The organism is Limnohabitans sp. (assembly GCF_044361645.1).
Taxonomy (GTDB): domain Bacteria; phylum Pseudomonadota; class Gammaproteobacteria; order Burkholderiales; family Burkholderiaceae_C; genus Limnohabitans_A.
Genome location: NZ_JBIKIL010000061.1, coordinates 1 through 21,603 on the forward strand (window position 1 = coordinate 1; position 21,603 = coordinate 21,603).

The 21,603-nt window shown below is 59.3% G+C and carries 22 protein-coding genes; 19 read left to right on the forward strand and 3 right to left on the reverse strand.

Annotated features, from left to right (window positions below):
- Window positions 1–1,213, reverse strand: a 1,213-nt coding sequence (locus tag ACIQ39_RS10875) for a ribonuclease E/G (protein ID WP_396434620.1), incomplete at its 3' end; no start/stop codon positions are given.
- Window positions 1,214–1,807: 594 nt separating this feature from the next.
- Here ACIQ39_RS10875 and ACIQ39_RS10880 point away from each other — a divergent pair.
- From ACIQ39_RS10880 to ACIQ39_RS10895, 4 genes are read left to right on the forward strand one after another with little or no spacing between them, the layout of a single operon-like run.
- Window positions 1,808–2,824, forward strand: coding sequence for an RluA family pseudouridine synthase (locus tag ACIQ39_RS10880; RefSeq protein ID WP_396434621.1), 1,017 nt, complete (start codon window positions 1,808–1,810; stop codon window positions 2,822–2,824).
- Window positions 2,796–3,464 carry an HAD family hydrolase gene (locus ACIQ39_RS10885; RefSeq protein WP_396434622.1) on the forward strand — a complete coding sequence of 223 codons (669 nt, stop codon included), beginning with the start codon at window positions 2,796–2,798 and terminating at the stop codon, window positions 3,462–3,464. Before ACIQ39_RS10880 ends, ACIQ39_RS10885 begins: the two co-directional genes overlap by 29 nt.
- A 12-nt stretch (window positions 3,465–3,476) precedes the next feature.
- Window positions 3,477–3,842 carry a Rieske (2Fe-2S) protein gene (locus ACIQ39_RS10890; RefSeq protein WP_396434623.1) on the forward strand — a complete coding sequence of 122 codons (366 nt, stop codon included), beginning with the start codon at window positions 3,477–3,479 and terminating at the stop codon, window positions 3,840–3,842.
- A gap of 2 nt (window positions 3,843–3,844) precedes the next feature.
- Window positions 3,845–4,882 carry a S49 family peptidase gene (locus tag ACIQ39_RS10895; RefSeq protein WP_396434624.1) on the forward strand — a complete coding sequence of 346 codons (1,038 nt, stop codon included), beginning with the start codon at window positions 3,845–3,847 and terminating at the stop codon, window positions 4,880–4,882.
- 32 nt (window positions 4,883–4,914) lie between these two features.
- On the opposite strand, the gene ACIQ39_RS10900 is transcribed toward ACIQ39_RS10895, so the two are convergent.
- Both ACIQ39_RS10900 and ACIQ39_RS10905 read right to left on the reverse strand, forming a co-directional pair.
- Window positions 4,915–5,688, reverse strand: a complete 774-nt coding sequence (locus ACIQ39_RS10900; RefSeq protein ID WP_396434625.1) for an SAM-dependent methyltransferase — start codon at window positions 5,686–5,688, stop codon at window positions 4,915–4,917.
- Window positions 5,685–6,248 (reverse strand): Maf family nucleotide pyrophosphatase, encoded by a 564-nt coding sequence (locus ACIQ39_RS10905; RefSeq protein WP_396434639.1) that lies wholly within the window; start codon window positions 6,246–6,248, stop codon window positions 5,685–5,687. Before ACIQ39_RS10905 ends, ACIQ39_RS10900 begins: the two co-directional genes overlap by 4 nt.
- Window positions 6,249–6,372: 124 nt before the next feature.
- Between ACIQ39_RS10905 and ACIQ39_RS10910 the strand changes: the two genes are divergently transcribed.
- The 15 genes from ACIQ39_RS10910 to ACIQ39_RS10980 all read left to right on the forward strand — a co-directional run bounded on the left by ACIQ39_RS10910 (window position 6,373) and on the right by ACIQ39_RS10980 (window position 21,340).
- Window positions 6,373–6,921, forward strand: a complete 549-nt coding sequence (locus tag ACIQ39_RS10910) for a YceD family protein (RefSeq protein WP_396434626.1) — start codon at window positions 6,373–6,375, stop codon at window positions 6,919–6,921.
- Window positions 6,922–7,058: 137 nt separating this feature from the next.
- Window positions 7,059–7,241 carry a 50S ribosomal protein L32 gene (rpmF, locus tag ACIQ39_RS10915; RefSeq protein WP_019575026.1) on the forward strand — a complete coding sequence of 61 codons (183 nt, stop codon included), beginning with the start codon at window positions 7,059–7,061 and terminating at the stop codon, window positions 7,239–7,241.
- 105 nt (window positions 7,242–7,346) lie between these two features.
- Window positions 7,347–8,411 carry a phosphate acyltransferase PlsX gene (gene plsX / locus ACIQ39_RS10920; protein ID WP_396434627.1) on the forward strand — a complete coding sequence of 355 codons (1,065 nt, stop codon included), beginning with the start codon at window positions 7,347–7,349 and terminating at the stop codon, window positions 8,409–8,411.
- Complete coding sequence (locus tag ACIQ39_RS10925) at window positions 8,408–9,385, forward strand: beta-ketoacyl-ACP synthase III (RefSeq protein ID WP_396434628.1); 978 nt, start codon at window positions 8,408–8,410, stop codon at window positions 9,383–9,385. The genes plsX and ACIQ39_RS10925 overlap by 4 nt, the downstream gene beginning before the upstream one ends.
- Before the next feature lie 80 nt (window positions 9,386–9,465).
- On the forward strand, window positions 9,466–10,416 hold the full coding sequence (gene fabD, locus ACIQ39_RS10930) for an ACP S-malonyltransferase (RefSeq protein WP_396434629.1): 951 nt from the start codon (window positions 9,466–9,468) through the stop codon (window positions 10,414–10,416).
- Window positions 10,413–11,168, forward strand: a complete 756-nt coding sequence (gene fabG / locus ACIQ39_RS10935; protein WP_396434630.1) for a 3-oxoacyl-ACP reductase FabG — start codon at window positions 10,413–10,415, stop codon at window positions 11,166–11,168. Before fabD ends, fabG begins: the two co-directional genes overlap by 4 nt.
- Before the next feature lie 62 nt (window positions 11,169–11,230).
- Entirely contained in the window at window positions 11,231–11,467 is a 237-nt protein-coding gene (gene acpP / locus ACIQ39_RS10940) for an acyl carrier protein (RefSeq protein ID WP_396434631.1), read from the forward strand.
- Window positions 11,468–11,473: 6 nt separating this feature from the next.
- The gene (fabF, locus tag ACIQ39_RS10945; protein WP_396434632.1) at window positions 11,474–12,721 is read left to right on the forward strand and encodes a beta-ketoacyl-ACP synthase II; all 1,248 of its coding nucleotides are present in this window, start codon (window positions 11,474–11,476) and stop codon (window positions 12,719–12,721) included.
- Window positions 12,722–13,391: 670 nt separating this feature from the next.
- Window positions 13,392–14,789 (forward strand): DegQ family serine endoprotease, encoded by a 1,398-nt coding sequence (locus ACIQ39_RS10950; RefSeq protein WP_396434640.1) that lies wholly within the window; start codon window positions 13,392–13,394, stop codon window positions 14,787–14,789.
- A 488-nt stretch (window positions 14,790–15,277) separates the two neighbouring features.
- On the forward strand, window positions 15,278–17,086 hold the full coding sequence (gene lepA / locus ACIQ39_RS10955) for a translation elongation factor 4 (protein WP_396434633.1): 1,809 nt from the start codon (window positions 15,278–15,280) through the stop codon (window positions 17,084–17,086).
- Complete coding sequence (lepB, locus tag ACIQ39_RS10960) at window positions 17,086–18,051, forward strand: signal peptidase I (RefSeq protein WP_396434634.1); 966 nt, start codon at window positions 17,086–17,088, stop codon at window positions 18,049–18,051. Before lepA ends, lepB begins: the two co-directional genes overlap by 1 nt.
- A gap of 7 nt (window positions 18,052–18,058) precedes the next feature.
- Entirely contained in the window at window positions 18,059–18,763 is a 705-nt protein-coding gene (rnc, locus tag ACIQ39_RS10965; protein ID WP_396434635.1) for a ribonuclease III, read from the forward strand.
- The gene (era, locus tag ACIQ39_RS10970) at window positions 18,760–19,815 is read left to right on the forward strand and encodes a GTPase Era (protein ID WP_396434636.1); all 1,056 of its coding nucleotides are present in this window, start codon (window positions 18,760–18,762) and stop codon (window positions 19,813–19,815) included. The genes rnc and era overlap by 4 nt, the downstream gene beginning before the upstream one ends.
- 11 nt (window positions 19,816–19,826) lie before the next feature.
- Window positions 19,827–20,576 carry a DNA repair protein RecO gene (gene recO, locus ACIQ39_RS10975; protein ID WP_396434637.1) on the forward strand — a complete coding sequence of 250 codons (750 nt, stop codon included), beginning with the start codon at window positions 19,827–19,829 and terminating at the stop codon, window positions 20,574–20,576.
- Window positions 20,573–21,340, forward strand: a complete 768-nt coding sequence (locus tag ACIQ39_RS10980) for a pyridoxine 5'-phosphate synthase (RefSeq protein WP_396434638.1) — start codon at window positions 20,573–20,575, stop codon at window positions 21,338–21,340. Before recO ends, ACIQ39_RS10980 begins: the two co-directional genes overlap by 4 nt.
- Window positions 21,341–21,603 lie beyond the last annotated feature (263 nt).

Below are 21,603 nucleotides of genomic sequence, written 5' to 3' on the forward strand. Positions count from 1 at the left end.
CGCATCGGGGGCAGGGGATGGACGCACCCTCAGACAAGGCGGGCTTTAAGCGTTGGCGGCTCATTTCCATCAGGCCAAATTTGCTGATGGCCCCAAACTGCACACGGGCACGGTCTTGGCGAAGCGCATCGCGCAAGCGGTTCTCCACCTCGCGGCGGTTCTTGCTTTCGTCCATGTCGATGAAGTCGATCACGATCAGGCCGCCCAAGTCGCGCAAACGCATTTGGCGGGCCACCTCATCTGAGGCCTCTAAGTTGGTGCGCGTGGCGGTTTCCTCGATGTCACCGCCCTTGATGGCGCGGGCCGAGTTCACGTCCACCGACACCAGAGCTTCGGTGTGGTCGATCACGATGGCACCGCCCGAAGGCAATTGCACAGTACGGGCATAGGCCGACTCGATCTGGTGCTCGATTTGAAAGCGGCTGAACAGCGGTGCGTCATCACGATAGCGCTTCACGCGCGGGGCAAACTCGGGCATCACGTGGCTCATGAACTGCTGAGCTTGCTCGTAGATGTCGTCGGTGTCGATCAGGATGTCGCCGATGTCGTTGTTGAAATAGTCCCGAATCGCGCGGATGACAAGCGAGGATTCTTGGTAAATCAGAAATGCGCCTTTGCCTTGCGTGGCGCCGTCGATCGCGGTCCACAGCTTGAGCAGGTAGTTCAAGTCCCACTGCAATTCGGGCGCAGAGCGGCCAATGCCAGCGGTGCGGGCAATGATGGACATGCCTTTGGGGTGTTCGAGCTGGTCCATGGCTTCTTTGAGCTCGGCCCGGTCGTCGCCCTCGATGCGGCGGCTCACGCCACCGCCACGGGGGTTGTTGGGCATGAGCACCACATAGCGGCCAGCCAAGCTGACAAAGGTGGTCAGGGCCGCGCCCTTGTTGCCGCGCTCTTCTTTTTCGACCTGCACCAAGAGGGACTGGCCCTCTTTGATGACGTCTTGGATGCGTGCCTGGCTGACGGACACGCCCTCAGCAAAGTATTGGCGCGAAATTTCTTTGAAGGGCAAAAAGCCGTGGCGCTCTTCGCCGTAGTCCACAAAGCAGGCTTCGAGCGAGGGCTCGACGCGGGTCACAATGGCTTTGTAAATATTGCCCTTGCGTTGCTCGCGGCCTTCGATTTCAATTTCGTAGTCGAGGAGTTTTTGTCCATCGACGATGGCCAGGCGGCGCTCTTCAGCTTGCGTGGCGTTGATCAGCATCCGTTTCATGATGCGTTCCTTCTCTTGTCAGCTTGGCTTGGGCGCAAAGGGATGTTTGCGCGCGCAAAGCCTGTTTACACAACCGGCTTTGGGTTATTGCTAACCACAAAGCCCACGTTGCCGGAGCTGACGCCTGAAACGAAGGGAATTGCCGAAGTGGTCCGTCACTCAGCTGCGCGTGAGCACAGGAATGGGAACCGTGGCGCGTGGATGGGGCGAGTCAAAAACTGTGTCAAGATTTGGCCACTTCCGAGGGGTGGCCCCGGTGTCCAAGACAATTTGCCCAGAGCAAGGCACGAGGGCGTGCAGTGGCTTTGTCAGCCACTCCAAGCGCATCAGCCAAGTTTTGAACAACAACACAAACATTTCGCTTTGATCCTTTCACCAGCCTAGGGGGCTGATGAATTTGGGTATTCCGTATCTGGGTTTCTGGGCGTCGGCCCAACCTTCGGGCGTTTTGCCACTGTTGGCAGGGGCCTTCAGTCTGCAAAATCGTGGCGAGGGTGGCATCGACCATCTGGCTTGGCGCGGTGGTGGTGGACTAAACTCCTGCTCTCCAAGAATTCATTTCCATTTGAATCAACCACTTACAGCTAAAAGCCAGTGAATCACATTATAGGGGTCAAGTTCGCCACTGCTGCGCCAGCTGCCAAAAGCTTGGCCGTGGACAGTGAGTCTGCCGGTCAAAGATTGGACAATTTTTTGATGCGCCACCTCAAAGGGGTGCCCAAAACGCACATTTACCGCATCATCCGCAGTGGCGAGGTGCGCATCAACAAAGGGCGTGCGGCAGCCGACACCCGGGTTCAAACGGGTGACTTGGTGCGCCTGCCTCCGGTGCGACTGTCTGACAAAGTGGCCGAAAAAACCGCAAACCCAGCGCCTGGCCGCGAATTTCCTTTGCTTTTGGAAGACGACTGTTTGATGGTGATCGACAAGCCTTCGGGGGTGGCGGTGCATGGCGGCTCTGGCGTGAGTTTTGGCGTGATTGAGCAGCTGCGCCAGGCGCGACCCCAGGCGAAATTGCTCGAATTGGTGCATCGGCTGGACCGTGACACCAGCGGCATTTTGCTGGTGGCTAAAAAACGCAGTGCCTTGAAACACCTGCAAGACCAGTTTCGCGAGCGAGAAACCGGCAAAACCTATTTGGCATTGGTCAAGGGCGATTGGCCGTCCAAGCTCAAGGTGATTGACCAACCCTTGCACAAATACCTGTTGCCAGGCAAAGACGGGCAAGAAGGCGAGCGCCGCGTGCGCGTGACCACGCCAGAAGATCCCGACGGCATGCGTTCCATCACCTTGGTCAAGGTGGCGCAGCGCTGGCCGGGCGCTTGCTTGTTAGAGGTGACCATCAAGACTGGCCGCACGCACCAAATTCGGGTGCATTTGTCAGCGCAAGGTCACCCGATCGCTGGGGACGACAAGTATGGCGATTTCGACTGGAATCGCCAGTTGCTCAAACCCCGCTCTGGCCCCGTACTTGCGCGCATGTTTTTGCATGCCTGGCAGTTGCAGTTCACTCACCCCGTGAGCGCCGAGCGTGTGGCTTTGCAAGCCGATTTACCCGCTGAATTGAAAGCGTACATAGACCATGCCCAACGCCAGACCCCGCCAGTTTGACCTGATTGCCTTCGATTGGGACGGCACCTTGTTTGACTCCACCGCCATCATCACCCGCTGCATTCAAGAGGCGGTGGTCGATGTCGGCGGGCAAAGACCCACCCGCGAAGCCGCGTCGTATGTGATCGGCATGTCGCTCTTGCCTGCGCTGGCGCACGCCGCGCCCGATGTGCCGCAAGACAAATACCCTGCTTTGGGCGAGCGTTACCGCCACCATTACCTGCAGCACCAAAACGACATCAGTTTGTTTGAAGGTGTGCTGCCCATGTTGAAGGCCCTCAAAGCCCGCCACCACTGGCTCACGGTGGCCACCGGCAAAAGTCGCCTCGGCTTGAACGAGGCTTTGCAGGCGGTCGCGCTGCGTGGCGTGTTCGATGGCTCGCGCACCGCCGACGAAACCGCTGGCAAACCCAAGCCCCAAATGCTCAACGAGTTGATGCGCGAATTTGGCATCCCGCCCGAGCGCAGCTTGATGATTGGCGACACCACGCACGACCTGCAAATGGCCCTGAACGCAGGCTGTGCAAGCGTGGGGGTGAGCTATGGCGCGCACGAGCCCGATGCCTTTCATGCCCTGAATCCGCGCCATGTGGCGCACAGCGTGCAAGACTTGCACGACTGGTTGCTGCAGCACGCCTGAGCAGGAGCGCGCATGGAGCCTAAGGTCCCTTTGTGCCGCAGTGCCGACTTGGTCAATGGTGGGCCAGCCGTGCCCTTTGACATTGTTTATGCCGGGCAAACATGCCGAGCCTTTGCCATCCGGTACGAGGATCAGGTGCACGCTTATCTGAACCGCTGCACCCACGTGGCCATGGAAATGGATTACCAACCGGACCGTTTTTTTGACAACACCGGACGCTGGCTTTTGTGCGCAACCCACGGCGCTGCTTACCAGCCCGACACGGGCGTTTGCGCAGGCGGTCCATGCCGTGGCGGCTTGGTCAAGATAGACCTTTCAGAGCGTGACGGCGTGGTTCACTGGCATACTGCCTACAACTTAAAACCGTTTGAATTTTGACCATGCAAGAACCACAAGACAGGCCGTCCGCTGCCCTTTTTGCCGCCTCTGAAGCAGCCGCATCGGCCAACGCGCCTGCGCCAGCGACGGTCATCGAACCTGTGGATGAAACATGGGCCCGAAAAACTTTGAGCGATTTGGCCTTTGCCCACCTGAAGGAGCAAAAATCGCAGCGTCGCTGGAAAATCGGCACCAGCTTGGCTTGGTTGTCTTTGTTTGGATTTTTATTTTGGCAGTTGTTCAGCTTCAGTTTCAACGCTGGCGTCAGCCAGCCGAGCATGGACCACACCGCCTTGGTGACGGTGGAGGGTGAAATTGGCCCAGGCACCGAAGCCAGCGCTGAAAACGTCATGCAGTCCATGCGCAACGCGCTCGAAGACCCGGGGTCAAAGGCCTTGGTTTTGCTCATCAATTCGCCGGGCGGCAGCCCAGTGCAAGCAGGGCTGATCAACGACGAAATCACGCGTTTGCGCGCCCTGCACAACAAGCCCATCTATGCGGTGGTGGAAGAGTCTTGTGCCTCTGCCGCTTACTACATTGCTGCGGCAGCCGACCAAATTTATGTCGACAAAGCCAGCTTGGTGGGCAGCATCGGCGTTTTGATGGATGGCTTTGGCTTCACCGAACTCATGGGCAAACTGGGGGTGGAAAGGCGCTTGATGACGGCGGGTGAGAACAAGGGCTTTTTGGACCCCTTCAGCCCGCAAACCGAAACGCAGCGCCAGCATGCGCAAGCCATGTTGGACCAAATTCACGCCCAGTTCATTGAGGTGGTTAAAAAAGGCCGGGGCGATCGCCTGAAAGAGTCTCCGGAGTTGTTCAGCGGTCTCTTTTGGAGCGGCCAGCAAGCGGTCGACATGGGCTTGGCCGACAGCTTGGGCAGCATTGATGGCGTGGCCCGTGATGTTGTCAAAGCCCCGGATGTGATCGACTACACGCAACGCGAAAATGTGGCCGAACGCTTTGTCAAGCGTTTTGGTGTGGCTGTGGGTGAGGGCAGCGTGCGCGCCATGCGCAGCATGGGGGCCAGTCTGCGTTGAAATGGCTTGTGATGCGCCCAATCATGGGCAGATCAAGGGCCTAAGGCATACACCGCTGGCGTGTGACTGTCCGGGCCTTTGAGCCCTTTTCTCCATTGCCCTACCGTGTGGCTCTGGGTGCTGGCACTGGGCAGTGTCAAGCCGCTGAGAATGGCCAGGCGGGTGGTGGCGTGCAGGCTTTGCAGCAAGCTGCCAAGCATGGCCGCGTTGCGGTACGGGGTTTCAATCCACAGTTGGGTCTGGCCCGTTTTAAGTGCCAAAGACTCCAGTTGTTTCAACCGGGCCGAGCGCTCTGCCGCGTCTTGTGGCAAGTAGCCGACAAAAGCAAAATTTTGCCCATTCAAGCCACTGGCGGCCAAGGCCAGGAGCAGCGACACCGGGCCAACCAAAGGCACCACAGCGATGCCCAGATCGTGCGCTGCTCGCACCACCGAACTGCCCGGGTCGGCCACGGCGGGCATGCCAGCTTCGCTGACCAGGCCGACATCGTGTCCCTCTAGGGCCGCGCTCAACAACGGTTTTCCATCAAAGCCAGACTGGTGGTCGCCTTTTTTATGCACATGTCGCGGCAATTCGATCAGGCTTTGTTCGGCCACAGGCGCGATCAGCGGGTGGGTTTCGCCTACGCGCTTCAAAAACGCCCGGGTGCTTTTGGCGTTTTCGCAGATCCAATGCCGAATGCCGGCGGCGCTTGCCAGGGTGTTGTTGGGCAGCACATGGTTGATGGGGGCTTGTTCGGCGCAGCCAAAGTCCAGCGGGGTGGGCACCAAAAGCAGGCGACCTTTTGGTGGGGTGGGTGCGTTCACAGCAGTTTCACCCCAGCTTGGCGCAGCAAACGGGCGGTGCGGATGAGAGGCAGCCCGATCAGTGCGGTCGGGTCGTCGTTGTCGATCGACTCCAAAAGGGCAATGCCCAAGCCCTCGCTCTTGGCGCTGCCCGCACAGTCGTAGGGCTGTTCGGCCTGCAGATAAGCCTCAATCTCCTCGTCGCTCAGGTTGCGAAAGACCACCCGCACCTGGGCCAAATCCACTTGGCTAAAGCCCGAAGCCAAACAAACCACCGCCAAAGCGGTATGAAAAATCACGGTTTGGCCACGCATTTGGCGCAACTGGGCAACGGCACGGGCATGTTCGCCGGGTTTGCCCAAGGCTTGTCCCGACAGATCGGCCACCTGATCGGAGCCGATCACCACCGCTTCGGGGTGAAGCGCTGCGACCGCTTGGGCTTTGGCCAAAGCCAGGCGCAAGGCCAAAGCTCTTGGGCTTTCTCCTGCCCGGGGTGTTTCGTCCACTTCAGGTGCGCTCACCTCAAAGGGAATGCGCAGGCGCTCCAGCAATTCGCGGCGGTAACGGGAGGTCGAGCCCAAAACCACCGAGCGTGCAGGGACGGTAGAGGCATCGAAAGCATTGGAGGCTTCAGAGGCAGCAAAGGTCGAGGTCAAAGTGCAGTTCCCAGTTCATTCAAAAAGGTGATTCTCTTACACTGGGGCCATGGATAAAAAATTCGACCCCCAACATTTGGATGTGCTGGCATTGGCCCGTGACGCAGCGCATGGGCACGGTGAGAGCGCCTTGGCCGAATGGCCACGTTTGGCCCTTGAGCAGCACGGTGACACCTTGACCGCCAGTGCCGTGGTCTGGCAACTGCAAGCTCGTGCGCTGCCACAGGCCGGCGGTGCCGATCAAATTTGGCTCGACATCCAAGCATCGCTGCAATTGCCTCTGCAGTGTCAGCGCTGTTTGGGTGCTGTTTTGCAAACAGTTCAGGCCCAGCGTTCGTTTCGTTTTGTGGCCGATGAAGCGACGGCCGCAGCCATGGACGATGAGGTCGAAGAAGATCTTTTGGTCATCAGCCGTGACTTGGACGCCTTGGCCTTGGTAGAGGATGAGTTGATTTTGTCCTTGCCGCTGGTGCCCTTGCACGCGGTGTGCCCAGAAGCCGTGCCGATGTCGGCGGTCGACCCTGAATTTGAAGAGGCCGCCGAGCGGCCCAAGCCTTTTGAGATCCTTGCGGGTCTCAAAACCGGCGCGCCCAGGTGAGTGGTGGGCCGTCACAGTTTCATGTCAAACGGTCTTGGGCTATAATTTGGGGCTTCGCTCAGTGCTGCTGAACGACAATCTCATCAACCAGACGCCGCGTTGCATTGACGCTGCCTCCCAGAATCCAAGGAGCCATCATGGCTGTTCAGCAAAACAAAAAGTCGCCTTCCAAGCGCGGTATGCACCGTTCGCACAATGCCCTGAACGTGCCGGGCATCGCTGTAGAGCCTACAACAGGCGAAATTCACCTGCGTCACCACATCAGCCCCAACGGTTTTTACCGTGGCCGCCAAGTGTTGAAAAACAAATCCGAAGCCTGATCGGCCCAGCCCTCAAGCCTGCACAGGCCCGGCGCTACTTTCGCAGTAGCCTCGGGCTTTTGTACTTTTGGCCTTGATTTTTCACGCCTCTGAGCACAGGACCCCATGACCACGACCACCCCGATCACCTTGGCTGTCGATTGCATGGGCGGCGACCATGGTCCCCGAGTCACTTTGGCGGCATGTCGCCATTTTTTGTCGGCACACCCGGATGCCCTTTTGTTGTTGGTGGGACGTGCCGAGGCCTTGACCGCGTGGTCCCATGACCGGGCCGAGGTGGTGGCTGCCAGCGAAGTGGTGGAAATGGACGATCCGCTTGAGGTGGCTCTGCGCAAGAAAAAAGACTCCTCGATGCGCGTGGCGATCGAGTTGGTGCGCGATGGCCGAGCATCGGCAGCCGTGTCGGCTGGCAACACCGGGGCGTTGATGGCCATCGCCCGTTATGTGCTGAAAACCATGGAGGGCATCGACCGTCCCGCCATCGCAGGTCAAATGCCCAATTTCAAAGGCGGCGGCACCACCATGCTTGATTTGGGGGCCAACGTGGACTGCAGCCCTGAGCATTTGCTGCAGTTCGCCGTGATGGGCTCGGCCTTGGTGGCCGTCTTGCAGAACAAAGAGCAGCCCTCGGTGGGCCTGCTCAACATCGGTGAAGAAGCCATCAAGGGCAATGAAATCATCAAAAAAGCCGGTGAATTGTTGCGATCTGCAGGCAATTCAGGCGATTTGAACTTCCATGGCAATGTCGAGGGCAACGATATTTTCAAGGGCACGGTCGACATCGTGGTCTGCGACGGCTTTGTGGGCAATGTGGCTTTGAAAGCCAGCGAAGGCCTGGCCACCATGATCGGTGGATTTTTAAAGGCCGAGTTCTCGCGCAATATCTTCACTAAATTTACAGCTATTTTGGCTTATCCGGTGCTAATAGCCTTTAAAAGTCGCGTAGACCACCGCCGCTACAACGGTGCTGCTTTGCTGGGTTTGCGCGGGTTGGTGTTCAAAAGCCATGGCTCTGCCGACGAGGTGGCTTTTGAGGCCGCCTTGAACCGGGCTTATGATGCATCCAAAAACCACTTGTTGGACCGTGTTCGCGAACGCATTGCCCATGCCGCCCCTTTATTGACCGGTATGCAGGCGGAGCGGGCAGAACCAGCCACCACATCTGTATGAGAACTTACTCCCGCATTCTGGGCACTGGCAGCTACCTGCCGGAAAAGCGCCTGAGCAACGACGATCTGGCCGCCGAATTGGCCTTGCAAGGCGTGGAAACCTCGGACAGCTGGATCGTTGAACGCACGGGCATTCGAGCCCGGCACTTTGCGGCCGACCACCAGGGTTGCAGTGATTTGGCCACCGAAGCGGCGCGTCAAGCGCTGCACGCTGCGGGCCTGAGCGCGCAGGACATCGACCTGATCGTGGTGGCCACATCGACCCCGGACATGGTGTTTCCCTCGGTGGCCACCATGGTGCAGCACAAATTGGGTGCGTCGGGTTGCCCAGCGTTCGATGTGCAGGCGGTGTGCAGCGGTTTCATTTATGCGTTGACCGTGGCCGATTCGATGATCCAGTCGGGTTCGGCCAAGCGCGCTTTGGTCATTGGCGCAGAGGTTTTCAGCCGCATTTTGGATTTCAAGGACCGCACCACCTGCGTGTTGTTTGGCGATGGTGCGGGTGCCGTGGTGCTCGAAGCTTCCGAGCAACCGGGTATCTTGGCCACCGACTTGCACGCCGATGGCCGCTACAAAGACATTTTGTGTGTGCCCGGGCATGTCAACCGGGGCGGCATTTTGGGCGATCCGGTGCTCAAGATGGACGGCCCGGCGGTCTTCAAACTGGCGGTGGGGGTGCTCGAAGACACGGCTCGCGCCAGCTTGGCCAAAGCCCAACTGACCGATGCCGACATCGATTGGTTGATTCCGCACCAAGCCAACATCCGCATCATGCAAAGCACCGCCAAAAAACTCAAACTGAGCGCCGACAAAGTGGTGGTGACGGTGGACCAGCACGGCAACACCTCGGCCGCCTCGATCCCCTTGGCCTTGGACACCGCAGTGCGCGACGGGCGCGTGCAGCGCGGCCAAACCGTCTTGCTGGAAGGCGTGGGGGGCGGTTTCACTTGGGGGTCGGTGATCCTGCGCTATTGACAACCACTGGGCGCGCCCATCAGGGGTCGGTGCGGCTTGCTGGCACCTGGCCTGTTGCCTAGCTTCTCAAAAATTGGTTTATGACGACATTTGCTTTTGTATTTCCAGGTCAGGGCTCCCAGTCGGTGGGCATGTTGGACGCGTGGGGCGACCACCCGGTGGTCCTTGAAACCCTGCACGAAGCGTCTGAGGCTTTGGGTGAAAACATCGCCCAACTGATCCACGAAGGCCCCAAAGAAGCTTTGGCCATGACCACCAACACCCAGCCCGTGATGCTGGTGTCGGCGGTGGCAGCCTACCGCGCCTGGTTGGCCGAAGGCGGTGCCCAACCTGTGGTGCTGGCCGGTCATTCCTTGGGCGAGTACAGCGCTTTGGTGGCCTCGGGCGTGTTGACGCTGGCCCAAGCGGCACCGCTGGTGCGCTTGCGCGCGGCGGCCATGCAAGCGGCCGTGCCGGTGGGTGTGGGGGCCATGGCGGCCATTTTGGGCTTGCCTTCCGACAAGGTGATTGCAGGCTGTCAAGAAGCGCAAGCCACTTTTGCAGCTGGCAGCGCCGAGGTGGTGCAAGCCGTCAACTTCAACGATGCGGCGCAAACCGTGATCGCGGGCAGCAAGGCCGCTATTGACAAGGCCTGCGAAGTGCTCAAAGGCATGGGCGCCAAGCGGGCGCTGTTGTTGCCTGTGTCGGCCCCGTTCCATTCCAGTTTGATGCAGCCCGCAGCCGAAAAGTTGCGTGAAAAATTGGCCACCCTGAGCTTGGGTGTGCCGCAAATCCCGGTGCTCAACAACATCGATGTCGCCATCGAGACCGATGCCGAGCGCATTCGAGATGCTTTGTACCGCCAAGCCTTTGGTCCGGTGCGCTGGGTGGAGTGTGTGCAAGCCATCAAAGCCCGTGGTGTGCGCACCTTGGTGGAGTGTGGACCCGGCAAAGCATTGACTGGCATGACGACGCGGATTGACCCCGAATTGACCGGCCTGGCTTTGTATGACCCGGCCACCTTGGCCGCCGTGAAAGGACAACTGGCATGACCGACGTTCAACAGACCCCATCCCAACAGGTCGCGCTGGTCACGGGTGCATCACGCGGCATTGGCGCGGCCATCGCTTTGCGTTTGGCGCAAGCCGGTTTTGTGGTGGTGGGCACAGCCACCACCGATGAAGGTGCCGCCAAGATCAGCCAAGCCTTGTCGGCTTACCCCGACAGCCGGGGGGCGAACTTGGATGTGAACGACGCGCAGGCGGGCAGCGCGCTGATCGAGGCCATTGTCAAGGCGCACGGAGGCTTGCAGGTGCTGGTCAACAACGCGGGCATCACCCGCGACACCTTGGCCATGCGCATGAAAGACGACGACTGGGACGCGGTACTGGACACCAACTTGAAGGCGGTGTTCCGCATGAGCCGCGCCGTGATGCGCCCCATGATGAAGCAGCGCTACGGCCGCATCATCAGCATCACCAGTGTGGTGGGCGCTTCGGGCAACCCCGGGCAGGCCAACTACGCGGCGGCCAAGGCTGGGGTGGCCGGTATGACCCGTGCGTTGGCCCGCGAACTGGGCAGCCGCCAGATCACCGTCAATTGCGTGGCCCCGGGTTTCATCGCCACCGACATGACCGCCAGCCTGCCCGAAGAGCAACACAAAGCCTTGTTGAACCAAATTCCTTTGGGGCATTTGGGTCAGACAGATGACGTCGCCCATGCGGTGGCCTTTTTGGCCGGGCCGCAGGCCGGCTACATCACAGGACAAGAATTGCATGTCAATGGTGGCATGCACATGGCCTGAATCCTCAAACAGGCTTCAGGGCAGGTAAAATCTGCGTTTTTCACAACCCTCAGAGGGACCCTATGAGCGATATCGAAGCACGTGTCAAGAAAATCATTGCCGAACAACTGGGCGTTGAAGAGTCACAAGTTACCAACGAAAAAGCCTTTGTGGCCGATCTGGGTGCCGACTCCCTGGACACAGTGGAGTTGGTGATGGCCCTCGAGGACGAGTTTGGCATCGAAATCCCTGACGAAGACGCAGAAAAGATCACCACGGTGCAAGCTGCGATCGACTACGCGCAACACAAGAAGGCCTGATCGAAGATGACCCGGCGCCGCGTTGTTGTCACGGGTTTGGGATGCGTCAGCCCTGTGGGCAACACGGTCGCTGACGCTTGGACCCAGCTGCTGGCCGGTGAGTCCGGCATTGGACTGATCACACGGTTTGACGCCTCGGCCGTAGCCTGCCGGTTTGCGGGCGAGGTCAAAAACTTTGACATCGAATCTTATATGTCCTCCAAAGAAGCGAGGACCATGGACCGCTTCATCCACTTGGGCATCGCCGCGGCGGCTCAAGCCATCCAAGACGCTGGGCTGCCCACGGGCGATGCGCTGGATGAAGAAGAGGCTTGCCGCATCGGTGTGGTGATTGGTTCTGGCATCGGTGGCCTGCCGCTGATCGAAGAAACCCACAGCGAGTACATTGCTCGCGGCGCGCGCCGCATTTCCCCATTTTTTGTGCCCGCCTCGATCATCAACATGATCTCTGGGCACGTCTCCATGCGCAGCGGCTTCAAAGGCCCCAACCTGTCGGTGGTGACCGCTTGCACCACAGGTTTGCATTCCATTGGCGAGGCCAGTCGTTTGATCGAGTATGGCGATGCCGATGTGATGGTCGCAGGCGGTTCTGAGGCCTGCGTGTCCCCTTTGGGTGTGGGTGGGTTTGCCGCCATGCGCGCTTTGTCGACCCGCAACGACGACCCGACCGCAGCGTCTCGTCCTTGGGACAAAGACCGTGATGGTTTTGTGCTGGGCGAAGGCGCGGGTGTGATGGTGCTCGAAGAGTACGAACACGCCAAAGCGCGGGGTGCCAAGATCTACGCCGAATTGTCAGGTTATGGCATGAGCGCTGACGCGGGCCACATGACTGCACCCAGCATGGACGGCCCGCGCCGCGCCATGGTCAACGCCATGCGCAATGCGGGTGTCAACGCCGACCAGATCGATTACCTGAACGCCCACGGCACCTCCACGCCGCTGGGGGACATCAACGAAACCAATGCCATCAAGGCGGCTTTGGGCGACCATGCCTACAAAACCGTGGTCAGTTCGACCAAGTCCATGACCGGTCACCTCTTGGGCGGTGCAGGGGGCATTGAAAGCGTGTTCACTGTGCTGGCGCTGCACCACCAAAAAGTGCCGCCGACCATCAACCTGCACAACCCCGACCCCGAGTGCGATTTGGACTATTGCGCCAACACGGCACGCGACATGAAAATCGACGTGGCGCTGAAAAACAACTTCGGTTTTGGAGGCACCAACGGTTCTTTGTTGTTCAAGCGCATGGTTTGAACGCAAAGACGGGTCACCAGCATGCAAAACGCTCCACCTGTGGCTTTTCCGGTGGGGCGTTTTGTTTGGGGCCGGGCTGGCTGGATGGGGGCCAGTTTGTTGTCCGCATCAGGCTTGATCGGCTGGCAGTGGAGCAGTGGTGCGGCCCAAACTGAGGTCTGGCTGGGCTGGTTATTTTGGGCCGGGTGTGTGGGCCTTGTTGCTGGCTGGGCTCCTCGGCAAACCTTGCGCGACGGGCGCTTGCTGTGGAGCGGAGAAGACTGGTTTTGGCTGCCCGATGGCGCTGCCGCGCGGGGCGAATTGCAAAGGGTGAGCTTGTGGGTGGGTTGGGACACAGACACCCGTTTGCTGCTCTGGGTTCAATGTACCGATGAGGCCCGTCCTCAGCCCGGGGCATTGCTGACTTGCGCATGGCTGCAAAAAAGCGCGATGCCCTCAAAGTGGCACGGATTTAGATGCGCTGTATATTCGCGCCCGAAGCCGCTTGACACGCTGGAGCGGCCGAGAGCGCGTTGAATGGGCTGCGGTGCGATTCGGTGCATCGACTGCGCCAGAGACTTTTAAATTTCGCATGGGGCTTGACTATCAAAAAGGGGATCGTGTGTTGACAAAAATTTGGACCCACAAAGTTGCTGCTGTTTTTTTGGCAAATGCCTTGTTGATTGGCGTGATGCTTGTGCCACCGGGTGTCGCGATGGCCCAAAGCGCCGGGACCACGCTGCGTGGATTGCCCGACTTCACCGAACTGGTTGAGCAGGTAGGGCCCTCCGTGGTCAACATCCGAACACTTGAAAAATCACGGTCCAATGCAGCAGGTGCCAATACCCCTGACGAAGAGATGCAAGAATTGTTCAAGCGTTTCTTTGGAGTCCCCATGCCCAACGGGCCCAGAAGAGCGCCACAACCCAACAGGCCGCCAGACGAAGCGCAACCCCGCGGCGTTGGTTCGGGCTTCATCCTGAGCTCAGACGGCTTCATCATGACCAACGCCCATGTGGTGGACGGTGCAGATGAGGTGTTGGTGACCTTGACCGACAAACGCGAATTCAAAGCCCGCTTGGTGGGCGCGGACAAACGAACCGATGTGGCGGTGGTGAAGATTGAAGCCACCGGCTTGCCAGCGGTGAAGGTGGGCGATGTGAACCGTTTGCGGGTGGGTGAGTGGGTGATGGCGATCGGTTCGCCGTTTGGCTTAGAAAGCACCGTGACCGCAGGCATTGTGAGTGCCAAGCAGCGTGACACTGGCGATTACCTGCCTTTCATCCAAACCGATGTGGCCATCAACCCCGGAAACTCGGGCGGCCCACTGATCAACATGCGAGGCGAGGTGGTGGGCATCAACAGCCAAATTTACTCCCGCTCTGGCGGTTTCATGGGCATTTCATTTGCCATCCCGATGGATGAAGCCATGCGTGTCAGCGATCAACTGCGATCGACAGGCCGTGTCAGCCGTGGACGGATCGGCGTCATGATTGCCCCCGTGACCAAAGAGGTGGCTCAATCCATTGGCCTTGGCAAAGCGCAAGGCGTGTTGGTGCGTGGTTTGGAAGAGGGCTCTCCCGCTGAAAAAGCCGGTATCGAAGCGGGTGACATCATCCTCAAATTCGATGGCAAAGCGATTGAAAAAACTGCCGACTTGCCCCGCGCTGTGGGCAACACCAAGCCCGGGACCAGCGTGACCATGACGGTATTCAGGCGAGGTGAAAACAAAGACATTCGGTTGACTGTGGCCGAGGTCGAGGCAGAGCAAAAGACCGCTGCTGCACCTGAGAAAGAAGCCCCAAGCGCCAACATTCAGCACTTGGGCCTGACCCTGAGTGAACTGAGTGAAGCGCAAAAGAAGCAAGCCCGTGTGCGTGCCGGTGTGCGTGTGGACGCTGCTGTCGATGCGGCCAGCCGCGCCGGCATCCGCGAGGGCGACTTGATATTGGCGGTGGCCAATACCGAGATCACATCGGTCGCGGTTTTTGAAGCCTTGATGGCTCGGATAGACAAAACCAAGCCCGTCAGCGTGTTGATTCGGCGTGGTGATGGGGCGCAGTACGTGCTGATACGCCCCTCGCCCTGAAGGCGGCGAATGCCCATTGGCCCTTAACTTCTTGAGGTTTTGGGGACAATGGGTTTTGATTTGACTGTGGATTTCGCATCACAAGCATGATTTTTTTTAAAAGTTTGTAACTGCTGACTTTTTGGGTTCTCATGCACAATTTGGTTAAAATCTCGCTTGAAAGTGTGCGATTCATGGCCTGTAGGGCAGCGCCGGGTTCACCATGCGAAATCCCCAACCTTGATCTGCCTTGAATCCACAGCCAGCCCACAAGTTGTCCATTTAAAAGCATTTTTTCCTGTGGATAAGATGTTGATAAAATCCTCCTCAATAGCCTTCTTGACAAGTCCTACCTGTTCAGCAGGCTGTGCGAACGAGCCAATCTGCCTACAATGAACCTCCAACTTTCGCAGTTGCCATTGATGGTTGGTTCAGGGCGCGTCAACACCAGACGCGCCCTTTTTTCTTTTTCGGATCCTTGATCCACAAACACTTGCAGAACTTCCTTGATGAACCACATCAGAAATTTTTCGATCATCGCCCACATTGACCATGGCAAATCCACGCTGGCCGATCGTTTGATCCAACACTGCGGCGGCCTCGAAGCGCGGGACATGCAAGCCCAAGTGCTCGATTCGATGGACATCGAGAAAGAGCGTGGCATCACCATCAAAGCGCAAACTGCTGCGCTGCAATACAAGGCCAAAGATGGCCTGGTGTACAACCTCAATCTGATCGACACACCCGGCCACGTGGACTTCTCTTACGAGGTCTCGCGTTCCTTGTCGGCCTGCGAAGGGGCTTTGCTGGTGGTAGACGCCAGCCAGGGCGTGGAAGCCCAAACAGTGGCCAACTGCTACACCGCCCTCGACTTGGGTGTGGAGGTGGTGCCGGTGCTCAACAAGATGGACCTGCCCAATGCCGACCCGGACAACGCCCGCACGGAAGTGGAAGACGTGATCGGGATTGACGCGACCGACGCCATTCCGTGTTCGGCCAAAACCGGCATGGGCATTGAAGAAATTCTCGAAGCCGTGGTGGCCCGCATGCCACCGCCCAAAGGCAAAACGGATGCGCCCCTGCGCGCCATGATCATTGACAGCTGGTTTGACAGCTACGTGGGTGTGGTGATGCTGGTGCGTGTGGTGGACGGCCAGTTGCTCAAAAACGAACGCATCAAGATGATGGCCAGCAACGCGGTGTACGAAGTGGGCAGCTTGGGTGTGTTCACCCCCGCTAACGAGCCGCGCCCATCGCTCAAAGCGGGCGAGGTGGGTTACATCATTGCGGGCATCAAAGAGTTGCAGGCGGCCAAGGTGGGCGACACCGTCACGCTGGAAAAGAAACTGCCCAACAATTTGGGCCCAGCGACCGAGGCTTTGCCAGGCTTCAAAGAAATTCAGCCACAGGTGTTTGCAGGTCTGTACCCGACCGAAGCCAACCAATACGACGGCCTGCGCGACGCGCTGGAGAAACTCAAACTCAACGACGCTTCTTTGCACTACGAGCCCGAAGTCTCGCAAGCGCTGGGCTTTGGTTTTCGGTGTGGCTTTTTGGGCTTGTTGCACATGGAAATTGTGCAAGAGCGGCTGGAGCGCGAGTTCGACCAAGACCTGATCACCACCGCGCCCAGCGTGGTCTACCAAGTGGTCCAACCGGGTGGCGAAGTCATCATGGTGGAAAACCCGTCCAAGATGCCCGACCAAGGCAAGCTGCAAGAAATCCGCGAACCGATTGTCACGGTGCATTTGTACATGCCGCAAGACTACGTGGGCCCGGTGATGACGCTGGCGAACCAAAAACGCGGTGTGCAGCTCAACATGGCTTACCACGGCCGCCAGGTCATGCTGACCTACGAGATGCCGCTGGGCGAGATCGTGCTCGACTTTTTTGACAAACTCAAATCGGTCAGCCGAGGCTATGCCTCCATGGACTACGAGTTCAAAGAGTTCCGGACATCTGACGTGGTCAAGGTGGACATCTTGCTGAACGGCGAAAAGGTCGACGCGCTGTCCATCATCGTGCACCGCTCACAGTCACAGTACCGGGGGCGTGCGGTGGTCGCCAAAATGCGCGAGATCATCAGCCGCCAGATGTTCGATGTGGCGATTCAAGCGGCCATTGGGGCCAACATCATCGCGCGGGAAAGCATCAAGGCCATGCGTAAAAACGTCTTGGCCAAATGCTACGGTGGCGATATTTCGCGCAAGCGCAAACTGCTGGAGAAACAAAAAGCCGGCAAGAAGCGCATGAAACAAATTGGCTCGGTCGAGGTGCCGCAAGAGGCGTTCTTGGCCATTTTGCAGGTGGAAGATTGATGCAGTTCCTCACGTCTTTGATCCTGGCCGCGTTTCTTGCTTACGCGGGTTCTTGGTACCTGGGTTACCTCGAGGGCAACTTCGCCCTGCTGCTGTTGTTGGCCACCGTGGTCACCGGCATTTATTGGCTGGCCGAGCGCTTTTTCTTTTTGCCGCAACGCCAAAAAGCGGTGGCTCAGCTGGAAGCCGAAACGGCACAACGCCGCACTGATCTGGGCAAAATGGGCATCGATCAAGTGGACACCGACATCCGCGAAAGCCGCGAAAAGCTGTTGATGCAGCCGTGGTGGTTGGACTGGACAGCGGGCCTGTTCCCGGTGATCGTGGTGGTGTTCATCTTGCGCTCGTTTTTGTTTGAGCCCTTCAAGATTCCCTCGGGCTCCATGATTCCCACCTTGCACATTGGCGACCTGATCTTGGTCAACAAATTCCATTACGGCATTCGCCTGCCGGTGGCCAATACCAAGTTGACCGAAGGCACACCGGTGCAGCGCGGCGATGTGATGGTGTTCCGTTACCCGCCCAAACCCAGTGTCGACTACATCAAGCGCGTGGTGGCTTTGCCCGGCGACGAGGTGGCCTATCTGAACAAAACATTGCGCATCAATGGTCAACCCGTGCCCACCGAAGTCTTGCCGGACTTCTTTGACGACTCGACCATGCAATACCACAAACACCGCCGCGAATTGCTCGGCCTAAAGCCCCACCAAACCTTGCAAGACGACACGCGGCCTGCTTTTGTTCCGGGTGCTGACCCCTTTCCTGGCCGTGAAAATTGCAATTACACCGTCGAGGGCGTGATCTGCAAAGTGCCCACAGGCCACTACTTCGTGATGGGTGACAACCGTGACAATTCTCTCGATTCACGCTACTTCGGCTTTGTGCCCGACGCCAACATCGTGGGCAAAGCCTTCTTTGTGTGGATGAATTTTGGCAACCTCAAGCGCATTGGCGCTTTTGACTGAGGTGCGTGTGACCACGTCTTCGCATGCCCCATCGGGCTTGTCCGAGCTGCAAGTTCGTCTGGGCTATGCCTTTGGCCAAGTGGCCTTGCTGCAGCAGGCGCTGACGCACCGCAGTTTCAGCGCCGACCACTACGAACGCTTGGAGTTTTTGGGCGACTCGGTGCTCAACCTGGCGGTCTCGCACATGCTTTATGTCCAGTTGGGCGAGATGCCCGAGGGCGACTTGTCGCGGGTGCGTGCCAACTTGGTCAAGCAAGACACGCTGCACCAATTGGCCAAAACGCTGGACATCTCCGGCGTGATGCGTTTGGGTGAAGGCGAGATGCGCTCGGGCGGCCAAGGCAGGCCCTCGATTTTGGCTGACATGCTCGAGGCCATCATCGGCGCGGTCTACCTCGATGGCGGTTACCAGGACGCGCAGACCCTGGTCGAACGCTTGTTTGCCAAGGTCGACATCAAGCCCGACATGCAGGCGGTGGGCAAAGACCCCAAGACCGAGCTGCAGGAGTGGTTGCAAGGGCGCAAGCTCGCGCTGCCCAAATACACGGTTGTTGGCACCTCTGGCGCTGCACACCGCCAACAGTTCGAAGTGTCTTGCGAAGTGACCGAATTGCGCCAAACCCAACAAGGCTCGGGCGCGTCGCGTCGTGCAGCCGAACAAGCAGCAGCTTGCGCCATGCTGCGCACCCTGAAATCCGAAAGCACCGCATGAGCACCGACAAAACCCCCAACGCATCTGGCCTCACGCCGCAAGACAAAGCCATGCGCCGTCCGGTTCAAATCGCGGGGGTGACCATTCAGCCGCGCGATGCCTCTGAGGACGCCGCCTTGCCCGCCGTGACCTTGGCGCCTGCGCCTTTGCCCGTTGATGGGCAGCATTGCGGCCTGGTGGCCATCGTGGGCAAGCCCAACGTCGGTAAATCCACCTTGCTCAACGCCCTGGTGGGCCAAAAAATCAGCATCACCTCGCGCAAAGCCCAAACCACGCGCCACCGCATCACCGGCATCCGCACCCAAGGGGCGTCGCAGTACGTGTTTGTGGACACGCCCGGTTTCCAGACCATCCACGGCACCGCGCTGAACAAGTCGTTGAACAAAACCGTGGTGGGGGCCGTGAGCGATGTGGACCTGGTCTTGTTCGTGGTCGAGGCCGGCAGCTTCACCACGGCAGACGCCAAAGTGCTGGCGCTGCTCAAGCCCGGCATACCGGTTTTGTTGGTGGCCAACAAGCTCGACAACGTGCACCGCCGGGGTGACATTGCGCCTTGGTTGCGTGAGATGCAAGAGCGCCACGCTTTTACAGAGTTTTTCCCCATGTCGGCCAAGCAGCCCAAAGACATTGAGCGCTTGCTGGGCGTGTGCGAAAAATACCTGCCCGAGCAACCTTGGTTTCACGCCGAAGACGAACTCACCGACCGCAGCGAGAAGTTTCTCGCCAGCGAGATGGTGCGCGAAAAACTCTTTCGCCTGACGGGTGACGAGTTGCCCTACACCTCCACCGTGGTGATCGACAAGTTCGAGGAAGAGGCCGGTCGCACCGCCAAACGCATGCTGCGCATCGCGGCCACCATCGTGGTCGAGCGCGACGGTCACAAAGCCATGGTGATCGGTGACAAGGGTGAAAAACTCAAGCGCATCGGCACCGAAACCCGCGTCGAGCTGGAACGGCTGTTGGACGCCAAGGTCTTCATCGAGCTGTGGGTCAAGGTGCGTTCGGGCTGGGCCGACGACGAAGCCCGCGTGCGCAGCTTCGGTTACGAGTAAGCCCCGCGCCCATGGCCACAAAGCGGATCGCCGACGAGCCCGCCTATGTCTTGCACCGCTACGACTGGAGCGAGACCAGCCTGATTTTGGACGTCTTCACCCGCCACCACGGCCGCGTGGCCTTGGTGGCCAAAGGGGCCAAGCGGCCGACCTCGAGCTTTCGCCCGGTGCTCTTGCCTTTGCAGCCTTTGTCGCTGGCTTTTGGGGGCGATGGCGACGTGCGCACCCTCAAGTCGGCCGAGTGGGTGGGCGGGCACGTCATGCCCACCGGAGAGGCCTTGCTGTCGGGCTACTACCTGAACGAATTGCTCATGCGTTTGACCGCCCGTGACGACCCGCACCCCCGGCTGTTTGACGTGTACGCCGCCGCCGTGCGCCTGCTGGCCAGCGGCGACCCGGACGCTTTGCAATGGGCTTTGCGCGGCTTTGAGCTCTTGCTGCTCAAAGAGATGGGCTTGCTGCCCGCGCTCGATGTGCAGACCCTGACCCTCAAACCCCTGTCGCCCACAGACCGTTACACCTTGGTACCCGAGGCGGGCCTGCAATGGGTGGGTGCGGACAGCCGCAGCGCTTTGTGCGGTGCGCAGTGGCAAGACCTGCACACCGCATTGGCGTCTGCCGTTCCCATGGCGGCCTTGTTGCGCGAATGTGCCGACCTTTTGGTGCAGCTGCAACGCCCCTTGCGCCTCTTGCTCAATTACCATTGCGGCGTGGGTGCACTGCGCACCCGCCAAATGATGCTGGACCTGCAAAACTTATGAACACCTCCACGACCACTTTTTCCCAACGCGTGGCCTTGTCGGTCAACGTCAACAAAGTTGCCTTGCTGCGCAACTCGCGGCACTTAGATCTGCCCAGCGTCGCGCGCGCCGCCGAGATGTGTCTGCAAGCGGGCGCCAACGGCATCACCATCCACCCCCGCCCGGACGAGCGCCACATCCGCGCCAGCGACGTGCCCGAGCTGCACGCCCTGATGCAGGCCTGGCCCGAGCGCGAGTTCAACATTGAGGGCAACCCTTTCCACAACCTGATGGGCCATGTGCGCGCCGTGCGCCCGCACCAAGTGACCTTTGTGCCCGACAGCGAAGGCCAGTTCACCAGCGACCACGGTTGGCTGTTCCCGCAAGACGCCGAGCGCTTGAAGCCCTTGGTTGATGAGTGCAAAGCGCTGGGTGTGCGCGTGAGCCTGTTCATGGACCCCATCCCCGCGCAAATGGCCGCTGCCCGCGCCTTGGGGGCTGACCGGGTGGAGTTGTACACCGAACCCTATGCCGCCAGCTTCGGCACCCCCGAGCAGGCCGCCCAATTGCAGCGCTACGCCGAGGCAGCGGATGCTGGCACCCAAGTCGGCCTGGGCTTGAACGCAGGCCACGACCTGAACCGCGACAACTTACCGGCCTTTGTGGCGGCGGTGAAGGGCCTGCAAGAAGTCTCCATTGGTCACGCCTTCATGGCCGATGCGCTGGAGATGGGCTACGCCGCCACGGTGCAGGCCTACTTGGGACTGCTCAGCTCGGAGCGTTGAGTGTTGAGTGTTGAGCGTTGAGCGTTGAGCGTTCGGCGTTGAGTGTTAAGCGTTCAGTGTTCAGCGTTCAGTGTTCAGCGTTCAATGTTCAGTGTTCAGCGTTCAGCGTTCAGTGTTCAGCGTTCAGCGAAAGAGACAGAATTGAACCCGAACTGCCAACGCCCAACGCCCAACGCCCAACGCCCAACGCCCAACGCCCAACGCCCAACGCCAAACGCCCAACGCCAAACGCCAAACGCCCAACGCCAAACGCACAACGCCCA

Coding starts and splice junctions, on each gene's coding strand:
- ACIQ39_RS10885 (WP_396434622.1), top strand. CDS start 2,796: ATGCCCAACGCCAGACCCCGCCAGTTTGACCTGATTGCCTTCGATTGG.
- ACIQ39_RS10890 (WP_396434623.1), top strand. CDS start 3,477: ATGGAGCCTAAGGTCCCTTTGTGCCGCAGTGCCGACTTGGTCAATGGT.
- ACIQ39_RS10895 (WP_396434624.1), top strand. CDS start 3,845: ATGCAAGAACCACAAGACAGGCCGTCCGCTGCCCTTTTTGCCGCCTCT.
- ACIQ39_RS10910 (WP_396434626.1), top strand. CDS start 6,373: ATGGATAAAAAATTCGACCCCCAACATTTGGATGTGCTGGCATTGGCC.
- rpmF (WP_019575026.1), top strand. CDS start 7,059: ATGGCTGTTCAGCAAAACAAAAAGTCGCCTTCCAAGCGCGGTATGCAC.
- plsX (WP_396434627.1), top strand. CDS start 7,347: ATGACCACGACCACCCCGATCACCTTGGCTGTCGATTGCATGGGCGGC.
- ACIQ39_RS10925 (WP_396434628.1), top strand. CDS start 8,408: ATGAGAACTTACTCCCGCATTCTGGGCACTGGCAGCTACCTGCCGGAA.
- fabD (WP_396434629.1), top strand. CDS start 9,466: ATGACGACATTTGCTTTTGTATTTCCAGGTCAGGGCTCCCAGTCGGTG.
- fabG (WP_396434630.1), top strand. CDS start 10,413: ATGACCGACGTTCAACAGACCCCATCCCAACAGGTCGCGCTGGTCACG.
- acpP (WP_396434631.1), top strand. CDS start 11,231: ATGAGCGATATCGAAGCACGTGTCAAGAAAATCATTGCCGAACAACTG.
- fabF (WP_396434632.1), top strand. CDS start 11,474: ATGACCCGGCGCCGCGTTGTTGTCACGGGTTTGGGATGCGTCAGCCCT.
- ACIQ39_RS10950 (WP_396434640.1), top strand. CDS start 13,392: ATGCTTGTGCCACCGGGTGTCGCGATGGCCCAAAGCGCCGGGACCACG.
- lepA (WP_396434633.1), top strand. CDS start 15,278: ATGAACCACATCAGAAATTTTTCGATCATCGCCCACATTGACCATGGC.
- lepB (WP_396434634.1), top strand. CDS start 17,086: ATGCAGTTCCTCACGTCTTTGATCCTGGCCGCGTTTCTTGCTTACGCG.
- era (WP_396434636.1), top strand. CDS start 18,760: ATGAGCACCGACAAAACCCCCAACGCATCTGGCCTCACGCCGCAAGAC.
- recO (WP_396434637.1), top strand. CDS start 19,827: ATGGCCACAAAGCGGATCGCCGACGAGCCCGCCTATGTCTTGCACCGC.
- ACIQ39_RS10980 (WP_396434638.1), top strand. CDS start 20,573: ATGAACACCTCCACGACCACTTTTTCCCAACGCGTGGCCTTGTCGGTC.